This window comes from Bifidobacterium sp. W8104, from assembly GCF_016100735.1.
GTDB classification, from domain to species: Bacteria; Actinomycetota; Actinomycetes; order Actinomycetales; family Bifidobacteriaceae; genus Bombiscardovia; species Bombiscardovia choladohabitans.
In genome coordinates this window covers 1,828,524-1,842,228 of sequence record NZ_JACFRW010000001.1, presented here as the reverse complement: position 1 = coordinate 1,842,228, position 13,705 = coordinate 1,828,524, and the positions used below count along the sequence as shown (strand labels likewise).

Sequence of the window (13,705 nt, the reverse complement as noted above, 5' to 3'; positions counted from 1 at the left end):
GTCAGCGCACCACCATGATCCAGGGATCGGTGACGATGGATGAGACCTCCACCTGTGGACGAACACCGGTAGCCGTCTCCAAGGCCCTGGCAATATCCCCCTTGGCGTAGCGGAACCAGAGACTCTCGATGGCGGAATGCGGGGTGTTGATCAGCATGGGTCTGGGCTGATTGGGCCGACCGGCCATCCTGGCCTCATAGAGGGCCTGTTGGTAGGCGTCCGTGGCAGGGTGATGGCGCAGATCGCTGGTGATGTAGACGTCGGCCCCCGTGGACCGGACCAGGTCGAATTCGGAGTCCCCTGAGCCGGGAAGCAGGGCGACTGTGGAGACCATGGCCTCGGACGGACCGACCGCCTGAACACCCAGAGCCGTCCTGGGCAGGAGGCCCGCCACAGTATGGACCAAATCCTCAAAAGGCGTGGGCTTGGGAAGCCTTCCCCAACGACCCAGGCCTACCTGAATCCCCTGATCGGCATGCAGGTCGCGCCTGGAGACCGGCTGAGGAGCCAACGGTCTCGCATCCTGCAGGTCCAGGGCATCGGCAGCCGCCTGGGCCACGCCACGGTAGGCGGCATCAGCGTTGGTATGCCCCACCCAGAGCCCGCAGTGGCCCTCGATCAGCCTGGTTATCATATCCCCGCGGAAGTCCAGGCCGGAGACCTGGTGGACTGACCTGAAGAAGAGCGGATGATGGGTGATCAGCAGGTCGGCCTTGTGATCCAGAGCCTCCTGAACCACATCGGGCCGAGGGTCCACAGCGCACCAGATCCGTCTGACCGGCCAGGACGGATCCCCCGCCACCAGACCCGGATGATCCCAGTCCTCCGCGTAGTCCAGAGGGTAGAGCCCCTCCAGCAGATCCACCACCTGGCCCAGGGGCACTGAACGCCCCTGAACCTCATCCTGTCGGTCAGACATGACGATCCCTCCTCGGATCCTGCTGGTCCCAGGCCACTCCATGTCAGGTCAGTGAGCAGCCAGCTCCCAGTCCTGGCCGATGCCGGTGGACACGTCCAGGGGCACGGCCAATTCAACGGCATGTTCCATGGAATCCTTGACCAGTTTGGTGGCCTTGTCGGTCTCTCCGGGAGCTATTTCCACCAGCAGTTCATCGTGGATCTGCAGGGAGATGCGGCTCTTCAGCCCCTGGTCGGACAAGGCACGGCTGGCCTTGATCATGGCGATCTTCATGATGTCCGCAGCCGATCCCTGGATGGGCGCGTTGAGGGCGGCCCTCTCGGCGGCCTCGCGGGTGGGACGACGCTTGGAGCGCAGCCCAGGGAAGTAGCGCCGCCGCCCGAACATGGTCTCGGTGTAGCCCTTCTCCCGGGCATCGGCCACCAGGGACTCCAGGTACTCATGGACCTTACCGAAGGTGGCGAAGTACTTGGCGCGCAGCACGTCAGCCGCAGCCGGGCTGATCTTGAGTTGCTGGGCCAAGCCGTAGGTGCTCAGACCATAGGCCAGGCCGTAGCTCATGGCCTTCACGTGGGAACGCTGGTCCCCGGTGACCTCCTCCATGGGGATGTCGTAGACCAGGCTGGCCACGTACCGATGGAAGTCGGCGCCCGACTTGAAGGCGTCGATCAGGGCCTGGTCCCCGGAAAGATGGGCCATGATCCGCAACTCCACCTGTGAGTAGTCCGAGGAGAGCAGCGCCTCATACCCGCTGCCGGGCACGAAGGCCGAACGAATCTCGCGGCCCCGGGCATCCCTGTTGGGGATGTTCTGCAGGTTGGGATCGACCGAGCTCAACCGGCCAGTGGCGGCCACGGTCTGCTCGTAGGTGGTGTGCAGCCGCCCATCCCGGGGGTTGACGGCCTCGCGCAGGGTCTGCACGATCTGCTTGAGCTTGTTGGTCTCCCTGTGTTTGAGCAGGGCGCCCAGGAAGTCGTTGGCACGCTCGTTGTTGACCGATTTGATGTAGAGGTCCTGCAGGACCGAGACGTTGGTCGAATAGGACCCGGTCTTGGTCCTGTGGGTGGGCACCAGGCCCATGTCATCGAAGAGCACCTTGCTCAGTTGCTTGGGGCTCTGCAAATTGACACGGCTGCCGGCCCTGTCCCAGGCGATTTCCTGAGCCTGGCGGGCCTCAGCGGCGAACCTGTCGTGCATCTCCTTGAGACGGGCATCATCCACCTTGGCGCCCTCGGTCTCCATCTGCGCCAGGACTGCGGAGGTGGGCAGCTCTATGGTGCGCAGCAGGCCGTACTGGTGGCGCTCGTCCATAAGCTCCTGCAGACGCTCGGAGACCATCATGACGTACTGGGCCTGGCGAAGAATCCGGGTCCCCCGCCGACGTTCGTCCTCATCCTCTCGCCCGTCCAGGGCCAGGGCCCCCTGTGTGGCCTCTGGCTCCTCCTCTACGGGGATGGCCAGGAAGTGGGCTACGGCCTGTTCCAGATTGTCGGCATGGAAATCAGGCTCAGCCAGATAGCCTGCCAGCTTGGTGTCGAACAGGGGCAGGGGCATGTGCAGCCCCTGGCTTTCCAGGAAGTGCAGATGCTCCTTGTAGCCATGGACCACACAGGTCCCGATCCGCTGGTCGATCAGCTCCTGGATGGCCGCACGCATGTCTTCGTCAATGTCTTCCGCCATGAAGACCAGACCGTGGCCATCCATGGAGAGAATGGCCAGCTCCTCCAGGCCATAGTCACCGTGCTTGGCCCAGCCGATGGCGTGGAGAACCCAGTGCTCCTTCATGGCCTCGCTGCAGCGCATGGCATTCTGGTCGGTATCGCCGATGTCCTTGACGTTATCCAGGGAATCGGCCATGGCCTTGACATGGTCCGCCGACTGTCGGCAAAGGGCCTTATCCGGCAGATGCTTCTCGCACCAGTCCCGCAGCTGGTCGGCCGACTCCGCCTTATCACGCTCGGGCTGGGTGAACTCCTCCTGCTTGTTGCTTACATCGACCAGTGCCGAGGCTGGAGAGTAATCGTAATCGGCTACCGTGTTGAATCCGCGCAGGATTTTCTTACGGGTCTGCGGGCCGAACTGCAGCTGCTCGAAGATGGGCAGGACCTGATCCGTGTGGATGGTGCCGAAACGCAGATCCTCCACCTTCACGCCCAGATCCAGGTCGCGCACCAGGGCGTTGACCTTCCGGTTGAGCCGGACCTGGTCGGCGTTCTCCGCCAGGGCCTGGCCCTTCTTGCCGCCGATCTCGTCGGCGTGCTCCAGAATGGAATCCAGCGATCCATACTTATTGATCCACTTGGCGGCATAACCGTCGCCCACGCCCGGTACACCAGGGATGTTGTCGGCTCCCTCGCCGCGCATGGCGGCCAGATCCGGGTACTGCTGCGGGGTCACCTTGTAGCGATCCATGATGGCCTGGGGCGTCATGTGCTTGAGGTTCTTGAAGTGGTGGCCGGGGTAGAGCACCGTGATGTCGTCGTCCACCAGCTGGAATGCATCCCTGTCCCCGGACAGGACCAGGGTCTTGAACCCAGCCTGCTCGCCCATGGTGGCCAGCGTCCCGATGATGTCATCACCCTCGTAGCCCGGCTTTTCGATATAGGTGATGCCCAGACCCTTGAGCAGGTCCTGGATCAGGGGCAGCTGGCTCAGCAGTTCCTTTGGCGCGGCCTCACGCGTGCCCTTGTACTGGGGCAGCATGGCGTTGCGGAAGGTGCCGCCTTTGACGTCAAAGGCCACGCCCATATGAGTGGGCTTCTCCTTGGCCATGACATCCGCCAACATGGTGGCAAAGCCCCATACTGCGTTGGTGGGCTGCCCTGTCGAGGTGGTGAAACTCTCGACGGGAAGGGCATAGAAGGCCCGGAAGGCCAGCGAATGTCCATCGACGACCAACAAGGTGCGGTCGTCCTTGTCCTGCTTCTTCGTCTGGTCTTCCATAGGCGGGCTAACGGTCGTTCTGGTTGGCCACGTTGTTGATGACCACGTCGGCCACCTCCTGCATGGTCAGCCTACGATCCATGGAGGTCTTCTGGATCCAGCGGAAGGCCTCGGACTCGGTCATCCCCATGTTCTCCATGAGCAGGCCCTTGGCTCGGTCCACCCGCTTGCGGGCCTCGAAACGGGCCTTCATGTCGGTGACCTCGTCCTTCAGGGCGTTGATCTGATCGAAGCGGGAAATGGCCACCTCAAGGGCCGGCAGCAGCTTTTCCGGAGCGAAGGGCTTGACCACGTAGGCCATGGCTCCTGCATCAGCCGCCTTCTCGACCAGGCTCTGCTGGGAGAACGCCGTCAGCATAACCACCGGAGCCAGATTCTCCTTGCCGATCTCAGTGGCGGCGGTAATGCCGTCGGTGCCGGGCATCTTCACATCCATAACGACTACATCGGGCCTCAGCTCGCGGGTCAGATCAATGGCCTCCTGGCCGCTGGCCGCCTGGCCGACCACGTCATAGCCGGCATCCTCGAGAGCTTCGACGGTATCGAGCCTGATCAAAGCCTCATCCTCCGCCACAACCACGGTCCGCCCCTCGGGTGAATCGCTGCGGTTCTTACTCTCTGAAGCCACTTTCAACCTCGTTTCCTGAAAGTCCATCCGATCCTCACCGAAAGCCGATGAGGGACGGATGGGGTTCGCTTTATCGTGCCCCCGGTGAGACTCGAACTCACACTGCACGGATTTTGAGGCCGTTTCCTCTGCCAATTGGGATACGGGGGCTTTTCATTACCACAGAGAATCTACCATACTTTGGCGACGACGCAAGGTTATTCGTGTTGAATCTGCCTTAGAATGAAGACAGTTATGTATACAGGCACATCAGCAGTCGAAGGAGAGCATGATGACCACTCAGATCTATCGGCGGTTCGATCCTTGGCGCACCTCCCCCGTCCAGGAGAAGGCCCGCAAGCAAATTATGGACAGCCACTACTTCAGCGTCGACAGGGTCACCTTTGAATCCAGCGACAGTCAGACCTTCGACCGCAGCATCGTCAGCGAGAAGCATGGGGATACCATCGCCGTCCTGGCCATCACCGACGACGGAAGGATACCCCTGGTCGAGCAGTACCGTCTGCCCACCCACCGTTGGACCCTTGAGCTGCCGGCCGGCCATCCGCTCAACGACAAGGAAGCCCCCATCGATGTAGCCACCAGACGACTGCGCGAGGAGGCCGGATACAAGGCCGCCTCCTTCAACCAGTTCGCCAGGTTCATCAACACCCCCAGCTTCTCCACGCAGCACACCACCCTCTTCTATGCCGAGGGCCTGACCCCGGTCCAGCCTGCCAGCCTGGCACCGGAGACCCCCCACCAGAATGTGCGACTCTTCACCGTGGACGAGGCCTACGACATGGTGATCGCAGGAACCATACTGGATGCAAAAACCACCATCGCCATCCTGCGGGCGAAAATCGGACTGTCGGACCTGCACTGATGCAGGAACCCCCGCACGACGAACCGGTGGCCTCTCCCCTACCTTGGCGGGCGGGGGAAAGACCACCGGTTTCTTGCTCTATCAGTACCGAATGAACCTGACGGCCACCCGCCTGGCTGACTCAGTCGACAGCCAGGCGGCATGCCGGAGAATCAGTCGTTGGCGCCAACCGTGTGCACGTAGATGCAGTCGGTGTTTCCTGGCTCATACTCGCCCTGGGCGCTGCTCAGCACCACCAGGCAGTCGCCGTCGGAGACCTTGCCCTGCTTCTTCAGGGTGGCGTCCACGAAGGCCATTAGGCCTGCACGGTTGAAGTCGTGGTAGTCCTGCTCGCACATGAAAGCCTCGGTGCCCCAGCTCAGGGCCAGCCAATGATAGGTGTGCTCATCGGTGGTCAGCGCATAGATGGGGGCGGCCGGACGCTCACGGGAGACGCGGTGCACGGTGTTGCCGGTCTGGGTAAAGGCCACGATGGCCTTGGCGTTGATCTTGTCGGCCAAATCCACAGCGGCGGAGGAGACGGCACCGGAGTTGGACATGTCCAGGTCGTGCATATCCGGGATGCGGTCGAACCCGTGGGTGGTGGCGTACTCGGAAATCCGGGCCATGGTGGAGACCGTGGTGTCGGGGTAGTCGCCCACGGCGGTCTCGTTGGAGGTCATGGTGGCATCGGCACCGTCCAGGACGGCGTTGGCGCAGTCGGAGGCCTCGGCGCGGCTGGGGATGGGCGAATGAACCATGGAGCCCAGGACCTCGGTGGCGACGATGACCGGCTTGGCATACTGACGGGCCAGTTCGATGCAGCGCTTGGTCACCAGGGGGACCTGCTCGAAGGGCATCTCCACGGCCATGTCACCACGGGCCACCATGATGCCGTCGAAGGCCTTCACAATCTCCTCCAGGTTCTCAACCGCCTGGGGCTTCTCGATCTTGGCCACGATGGGAATGCGGCGACCCTCCTCGTCCATGATCTCATGGGCGCGGTCGATGTCAGTGGCGAAGCGGACGAAGGACATGGCGATGATGTCGGCGCCGGTGCGGATGCCCCAGCGCAGGTCCTCCTCGTCCTTGGGGGTCAGTGCCGGCAGGCTCACGGCCACACCGGGCAGGTTGATGCCCTTGTGGGAGGAGACCGGGCCGGCCACGACCACCTTGGTGTGGACCTGGTTGCCCTCGACCTTGGTGACCTCCAGACGGACCTTGCCGTCATCGATCAGGATGGGATCGCCGGGGTGGCAGTCCCCGGGCAGGCCTTTGAAGGTGGTGGAGGTCATGTGCTCGTCACCCTCGACATCGTCGGTGGTGATGGTGAACTCCTGGCCCTCCTTGAGGATGACCTTGTCTTCGCCCTGCTCGTTCTTCTTGAACCAACCGCAACGAATCTTGGGACCCTGCAGATCGACCAGGGCCGCCACGTTGCGCCCAGTCTCCTTGCTGGCCTGACGCACGTTGTTGTAAACCTTGAGGTGATCTTCGGGGGTGCCGTGGGACCGGTTGAGCCTGGCCACATCCATGCCGGCCTTGACCAGCTTGGTGATGTTTTCCAGCGACTCCGAAGCCGGCCCGATGGTATCGACGATCTTGGCTTTGCGCATATGCTACCTGCCTGTTCTTTTTCTTACTTACCGTTCCATTGTACAGACTCAGGCCGCTGGGAACCAGTATTTACCGTTAGCGCTAACAACCCTTGTGCTTCAAGGCTTCCCTTATTGCTTTGCTCCCTGGGGAGCAGCTGCAGAGGACATATGGCGGCTCTTGAGCACTGAAGCCAGGGCCGCGATGCCCACGGCCAAAACGATGACCAGCAGAGATGCCCAGGTCGGTATTTCCGGCACTGCTTCCAGGGGCCGCCCGCCGTTGATGAAGGGCAGCGTGTTGCCGTGCAGAGCCTCCATGATCAGCTTGACCCCGATGAAGGCCAGGACCACGGCCAGCCCCAGGGGCAGATACTCCAGCTTGTCCAGCAGGGATCCCAGCAGGAAGTAGAGCTGCTGAAGGCCCAACAGGGCGAAGACGTTGGAGGTGAAGACGATGAAGGGATCCTTGGTCAGTCCGAAGATGGCCGGAATGGAGTCAAAGGCGAACATGACATCGGTGGTGCCGATGGCCAGAAAGACCACCAGCATGGGCGTGAAGTAGCGCTTGCCCTCGAAGGTGGTCCGCAGGCGCTCACCGTCGTAGTGGCTGGTGATGGGGATGACCCGGCGCAGGACCCTGATCAGCCCGTTCTCGTGGTACTCCTCCTGCTTGCCTCGGCTGGAGACCATGTTCCAGGCGGTATAGAGCAGGAAGAAGCCGAAGATGAAGAAGACCCAGGTGAAGCGGGTGATCAGCGCCGTTCCGGCCAGGATGAAGACCCCGCGCAGCAGCAGGGCGATGGTGATGCCGACGCTGAGCACATAGCGCTGAAGCCGCAGGGGCACGGCGAAATTGCCCATGATGATGACGAAGACAAAGAGGTTGTCGATGCTGAGCGAGTACTCGGTCAGCCAGCCCGAGTAGAACTCGATGGCCGGCTTAGATCCGGCCACCTTCCAGATCAGCGCCCCGAAAATCAGGGCCATGACCACAAAGAAGCCGATGTGCCTCACGCATTCGCCGGTCGAAGGGACGTGCGGCCGCCGCCCGATGACCAGAAGATCAACCACGAAGAAAACGGCCAGCACAACCAGGCTCACAACCATGAACGGCAGAGGTGTCTCGGACATATCACCTGACTTTAGCGGCAAGATATGACGTGCTCATCTGCCCCTCCGCATGTCAGAACATCCTCACAGAGAGCGGTCAGCGGATCGGGCCTGTGATGCTCTCGCCTGGCATCACAGGCCCTAAGCATAGCCGGGGCAGGCCACTGGTCAAGATCTCCGGACCAAGGAGCAAACTTACTTTTTGGCCTCGGTCATCTGTCTCAGTTCCTTCTTCAGATCCTTGATTTCGTCGCGCAGGCGGGCTGCGAGCTCGAACTGCAGCTGTTGCGCAGCCGTGTGCATCTGGTCGCTCAGCTGACGGATCAGGTCGGCGAGGTCCTGCGCCGGCAGACCGGCCTGGAGGATCTCCTGATGCCGCTTGTCGGCCTCCTCCTTGTCGTAGAGGGGCACGCCCAGGTGGGAGTTGCCGGCCTTGTTGGCGTTGCGGTAGCCGCCCGCCAGCAGGGTCTGTGTGTCCACATCCTCCTTGGCCAGCATGTCGTTGACGTCGCTGATCTTCTTGATCAACGGCTTGGGATCCACGCCGTGTTCCTTGTTGTAGGCGATCTGCTTGGCCCGGCGACGGTTGGTCTCGCTGATGGCCTTGTCCATGGAGTCGGTGACCTCGTCGGCATACATGATGACCTTGCCGGACACGTTCCTGGCGGCACGGCCGATGGTCTGGATCAGGGAACGGTAGGAACGCAGGAAGCCCTCCTTGTCCGCATCCAGTATGGCCACCAGGGAGACCTCGGGCAGGTCCAGCCCTTCACGCAGGAGGTTGATGCCCACGATGACGTCGATCTTGCCCTCGCGCAGCTCCCGCAGGAGCTCCACACGCCGCAGTGTGTCCACATCAGAGTGCAGGTACTCCACCTTGATGTCGCGCTCCAGCAGGTAGTCGGTCAGGTCCTCGGCCATCTTCTTGGTCAGCGTGGTCACCAGGACCCGCTCGTGACGGGCCACCCTGGCCTTGATCTCGTCCAGGAGGTCGTCCACCTGCCCCTTGACAGGCCTGACCTCCACCTCGGGATCCAGCAGACCGGTGGGGCGGATGACCTGTTCCACCACCCCGTCTGACAGACCCATCTCATAGTCGCCCGGCGTTGCCGACAGATAGACGGTCTGGCCCACCTTGTCCAGAAATTCGGGCCACTTCAGCGGACGGTTGTCCATGGCCGAGGGCAGACGGAAGCCGTGCTCGACCAGGGTCCGCTTGCGGCTGGCATCCCCCTCGTACATGGCTCCGATCTGGGGAACGGTCACATGGGACTCGTCGATGACCAGCAGGAAGTCGTCGGGGAAGAAATCCAGCAGGGTGTGGGGCGGCGTCCCGGGCTCGCGCCCGTCGAAGTGGCGGGAGTAGTTCTCCACTCCGGAGCAGGTGCCGATCTGGGTGAGCATCTCCAGGTCGTAGGTGGTGCGCATGGTCAGCCTCTGGGCCTCCAGCTCCTTGCCCTGCTTGCGCAGCTGGCCCACACGCCAGTCCAGCTCCTCCTTGATGGTCTTCAGGGCGCGCTCCATCCGCTCGGGACCGGCCACATAGTGGGAGGCGGGGAAAATATGCACTGAGGTTTCGTGGGCTATCTCGTCCCCGGTCAGCGGGTGCAGGGTGGAGATGCGGTCGATCTCGTCGCCGAAGAATTCGATGCGAACGGCCAGCTCCTCATAGACGGGGATGATCTCGACCGTGTCGCCGCGCACGCGGAAGGTGCCTCGGGTGAAGGCGATGTCGTTGCGCTTGTACTGCATGTCCACGAACTTGCGCAGCAGGTCGTCCCGGTTGATCCGGTCCCCCTCGTGCAGGAAGAGCATGCGCCCGGCGTACTCCTCGGGCGTGCCCAAGCCGTAGATGCAGGAGACGGTGGCCACCACCACGCAGTCGCGCCTGGTAAGCAGATTAGCCGTTGCGGCGTGACGGAGCCGCTCCACGTCGTCGTTGATGTTGGAGTCCTTCTCGATATAGGTATCCGTCTGGGGAATGTAGGCCTCAGGCTGGTAATAGTCGTAGTAGGAGACGAAGTAGGAGACCGCATTGTCGGGCATGAGCTCGCGGAACTCGGCGCAGAGCTGGGCGGCCAGGGTCTTGTTGGGCTCCAGAATCAGGGTGGGCCGCTGCAGGCGCTCGATCAGCCAGGCCGTGGTCGCGGTCTTGCCGGTGCCGGTGGCGCCCATGAGCACCACGTCGTTCTCGCCGTTCTCGATCCGCGTGGCCAATTCCTCGATGGCCTCTGGCTGGTCGCCGGAGGGCTTGTAGGGAGACTTGACCACGAAGGGCTTATTGGTCCGCTCAATGTTGAACCCCATGAAACTCCCTTCCAGGATGCGTCATTCACCAAGGCCCGTCAGTCGCTGCGCGAGGATCCCTTGGCCAAGGCCTTTAACTCTTCATATATTCTATCAACAGACTCGAACATTTGTTCGATAGGCTGGGACCCGTCCACCAGCAGATCGGCCTGGGCGCGTCGCGAACTGCTGCTGGTCTGGGAACCGATGCGCTCAACAGCCTGGCTTCCAGTCATATGCCGCTGATTCACCATACGCGCAATCCTCACCTGGCTGGGGGCCTCCACCACCAGGACCCTGTCGAAATGAAACGGTATGGCTGATCCCACCTCGGTCAGCAGAGGCACCTCATGGACCACCACATCGGAACCGTCCAGCCAGGGCTGCTCGGCCTTGGAAGCCAGGTCATAGACCAGCGGATGGATGATCTCGTCCAGGTCCCTGCGATCCCGGTCGGCCGTCGGCCCGCCGAAGACCCTTGCCGCCAAGGCTGACCTGTCCACACCACCATGACCGTCCCCGCAGTCCGAACCGAAGCGCTCCAGGACCGGTCCCACGCCGGGTCCGCCCGGGGCGATGACCTCATGGGAGAGCCGGTCGTAGTCGATGACCCTGGCCCCGTCCTGGGCCAGCCGAGCCGCCACCGTGCTCTTGCCAGCCGCTATTCCGCCGGTCAATCCCACACGTATCATCCCGACCTCCCGCATATACCTTATGGCAGCAGATACAAATGGAGGGGCCCGACCGAGGCCGGACCCCTCCATTCACCGCTTGATGCTCACTTCTTTTCCTTGAGCAGCTGCTCGCGCAGAGCGGCCAGCTGGTCGTCGGAGGCCAAAGTGCCCTCGGAGCTGGACTCCGAGCTGTAGTTGGTGGTCTCCTCGGAGCTCTGACGACGAGAGCGCGAACCGGAGGCGGGCGCCTGGGAGGACCGGCTGTCCTCGGCGGCCGAAGCCTCGGCGTTCTCCAGCTCCTTGGCCACGAAGGCCTTGTGCTGCTCCCAGAGGTCGTGGGCGGCCGCATACTGGGACTCCCACTCCTCCCGCTGCTTCTCGTAGCCGGCGATCCACTCGTTGCTCTCGGGGTCGAAGCCCTCGGGGTACTTGTAGTTGCCCTCCTCGTCGTACTCGGCGGGCATGCCGTAGATGGCCGGATCGAAGTCCTCGGAAGTCGGATCGACGGAGTCGTCGGCCTGCTTGAGGGACAGGGAGATACGGCGGCGATCCAGGTCGACGTCGATGACCTTGACGAAGATCTCCTCGCCCTGCTTGACCACGGTCTCGGGGTTCTCCACGTGGCGATTGGCCAGCTCGGAGATGTGGACCAGGCCCTCGATGCCGTCCTCGACGGAGACGAAGACGCCGAACTGCACGATCTTGGTGACCTTGCCCTTGACGATCTGTCCGGGCACGTGGGTCCGGGCGAAGCGCTGCCAGGGGTCTTCCTGGGTGGCCTTGAGGGACAGCGAGATGCGCTCGCGGTCCATATCGACATCCAGCACCTCGACGGTGACCTTGTCGCCCACCTTGACGACCTCGCTGGGGTGATCGATGTGCTTCCAGGAGAGCTCGGAGACGTGGATCAGGCCGTCCACACCGCCCAGGTCGACGAAGGCGCCGAAGTTGACGATGGAGCTGACCGTACCCTCGCGGATCTGGCCCTTCTTGAGCTGGGCCATGAAGGTCTCGCGCACCTCGGACTGGGTCTCCTCCAGGTACTGGCGGCGGGAGAGGACCACGTTGTTGCGGTTCTTGTCCAGCTCCAGGATCTTGGCCTTGATCTTCTGCCCGATGTAGGGAGACAGGTCGCGCACGCGGCGCATCTCGACCAGGGATGCGGGCAGGAAGCCACGCAGGCCGATGTCGACGATGAGTCCGCCCTTGACGGCCTCGATGACGGTGCCCTCAACGACGCCGTCAGCCTCCTTGATCTTCTCGATGTCGCCCCAGGCGCGCTCGTACTGGGCGCGCTTCTTGGACAGGATCAGACGGCCTTCCTTGTCCTCCTTGGTGACGACCAAGGCCTCGATGGTGTCACCGACCTGGACCACATCGTCGGGATCGACATCCTTCTTGATGGAAAGCTCGCGGGAGGGAATCACGCCCTCGGTCTTGTAGCCGATGTCCAGCAAAACCTCGTCATGGTCGATCTTAACGACCGTCCCCTCGACCAGATCCCCATCGTCGAAGTTCTTGATGGTGGAATCGACTGCCTTGATGAAGTCTTCCTCGGACCCGATGTCATTGACCGCGACCTGGGGGACTTCCTTCTTGTTCTCTGCCATTAATTGAATTGTTTCTTGTATAGTTGGTGGATATTTTTTCCGTATTGAGTTATGCGTTCCCGCCGGCAGGCGCGAACATTCTCCATGATAGGAGACACCACGGTCATTGTCGCCGGGAGACCTCGGGCGTGTCGCAGGCAGGGATTCCGGCGGCCCGCTCGGCGGATTCGACCACATTGACCAGGAGCATGGCCCGGGTCATGGGCCCCACCCCGCCGGGATTGGGCGTGTAGGCGGCTGCAGACAGCCTGGCGGCCGGATCGATGTCGCCCTTGATCCGCCAGCGCCCCTCCTGCTGATCCCAGATCCGGGAGACGCCTACATCCATCAGGACGGCACCCTGGCGAACCTGGTCCGGGCCAACCAGCCCGGCTCGTCCCACGGCTGCGATGATCATGTCAGCCCTGCGCAGATGGGCATCGATATCCCTGGTGTGGGTATGGCAGAGGGTCACGGTGGCATCCACCCCGCGGTTGGTCAGGAGCAGTCCGATGGTGCGGCCCACGGTCAATCCCCGGCCCAGCACGCAGACCTCCTTGCCGGCCAGGTCAATCCCGTAATGGTCCAGCAGATACAGGATCCCCCGTGGGGTGCAGGGCAGTGGGGTCCGCACCCGGCCGTCGGTATGCAGGACCAGCTGGCCCAGGTTGTATGGATGCATGCCATCGGCGTCCTTGGCCGGATCGATACGATCGATGATCTCAGTGGGATCCACGCCCTCGGGCAAGGGCAGCTGGACGATGTAACCGGTGCAGTCGGGATCCTGGTTGAGCTGATCCACTGCAGCGAGAATCCGCTCCTTGCCGGCATCGGCGGGCAGATCAATCCTGATCGACCGGATGCCCACCTGGCCGCAGTCCCGATGCTTGCCCTCCACATACTTGAGCGAGCCGGGGTCCTCCCCCACCAGGATGGTACCCAGGCCGGGAGTGCGTCCCATGGCCGTCAGCCTCGCCACGCGAGCGCGCAGGTCCTCTTTGAGTTCCGCAGCCGCCGCCTTGCCGTCCAGTTTCACTGCAGTCAATACATCTCCATCATTCAAGCGGGCGCAAACCCTTGTCGAAGTCGTCTGGGCCAGCCTAGCGCAGATTCC

The 13,705-nt window shown here is 62.6% G+C and carries 10 protein-coding genes and 1 tRNA gene; 1 reads left to right on the top strand and 10 read right to left on the bottom strand.

From position 1 onward, the window contains the following. Position 1 precedes the first annotated feature (1 nt). The 4 genes from H3U89_RS07255 to H3U89_RS07240 form a co-directional block, all read right to left on the bottom strand. Positions 2-919, bottom strand: a complete 918-nt coding sequence (locus H3U89_RS07255) for a Nif3-like dinuclear metal center hexameric protein (RefSeq protein WP_232345589.1) — start codon at positions 917-919, stop codon at positions 2-4. A gap of 48 nt (positions 920-967) precedes the next feature. Beyond that, on the bottom strand, positions 968-3,862 hold the full coding sequence (polA, locus tag H3U89_RS07250) for a DNA polymerase I (RefSeq protein ID WP_198179834.1): 2,895 nt from the start codon (positions 3,860-3,862) through the stop codon (positions 968-970). A 7-nt stretch (positions 3,863-3,869) separates the two neighbouring features. Beyond that, complete coding sequence (locus H3U89_RS07245) at positions 3,870-4,517, bottom strand: ANTAR domain-containing response regulator (protein ID WP_110413020.1); 648 nt, start codon at positions 4,515-4,517, stop codon at positions 3,870-3,872. A 49-nt stretch (positions 4,518-4,566) separates the two neighbouring features. Further along, positions 4,567-4,640: transfer RNA gene (locus tag H3U89_RS07240), tRNA-Leu, on the bottom strand. 121 nt (positions 4,641-4,761) lie between these two features. Here H3U89_RS07240 and H3U89_RS07235 point away from each other — a divergent pair. Beyond that, positions 4,762-5,355 carry an NUDIX domain-containing protein gene (locus tag H3U89_RS07235; protein ID WP_154313024.1) on the top strand — a complete coding sequence of 198 codons (594 nt, stop codon included), beginning with the start codon at positions 4,762-4,764 and terminating at the stop codon, positions 5,353-5,355. 152 nt (positions 5,356-5,507) lie between these two features. On the opposite strand, the gene pyk is transcribed toward H3U89_RS07235, so the two are convergent. From pyk to H3U89_RS07205, 6 genes are all read right to left on the bottom strand, one after another. Further along, the gene (gene pyk, locus H3U89_RS07230) at positions 5,508-6,950 is read right to left on the bottom strand and encodes a pyruvate kinase (protein WP_045935465.1); all 1,443 of its coding nucleotides are present in this window, start codon (positions 6,948-6,950) and stop codon (positions 5,508-5,510) included. A 111-nt stretch (positions 6,951-7,061) separates the two neighbouring features. Beyond that, positions 7,062-8,063, bottom strand: coding sequence for a TerC family protein (locus H3U89_RS07225; protein ID WP_045935466.1), 1,002 nt, complete (start codon positions 8,061-8,063; stop codon positions 7,062-7,064). 174 nt (positions 8,064-8,237) lie between these two features. After that, positions 8,238-10,349: an excinuclease ABC subunit UvrB gene (gene uvrB, locus H3U89_RS07220; protein ID WP_198179836.1), complete on the bottom strand. Its 2,112-nt coding sequence runs from the start codon at positions 10,347-10,349 to the stop codon at positions 8,238-8,240. A gap of 38 nt (positions 10,350-10,387) precedes the next feature. Then, the gene (gene coaE, locus H3U89_RS07215) at positions 10,388-11,035 is read right to left on the bottom strand and encodes a dephospho-CoA kinase (RefSeq protein WP_232345587.1); all 648 of its coding nucleotides are present in this window, start codon (positions 11,033-11,035) and stop codon (positions 10,388-10,390) included. Between the two features lie 71 nt (positions 11,036-11,106). Beyond that, positions 11,107-12,612: a 30S ribosomal protein S1 gene (rpsA, locus tag H3U89_RS07210; protein WP_198177695.1), complete on the bottom strand. Its 1,506-nt coding sequence runs from the start codon at positions 12,610-12,612 to the stop codon at positions 11,107-11,109. A 103-nt stretch (positions 12,613-12,715) separates the two neighbouring features. After that, a complete protein-coding gene (locus tag H3U89_RS07205) occupies positions 12,716-13,636 on the bottom strand; it encodes a bifunctional methylenetetrahydrofolate dehydrogenase/methenyltetrahydrofolate cyclohydrolase (protein ID WP_198179838.1) in 921 nt (306 codons plus the stop codon). Positions 13,637-13,705: the final 69 nt, after the last annotated feature.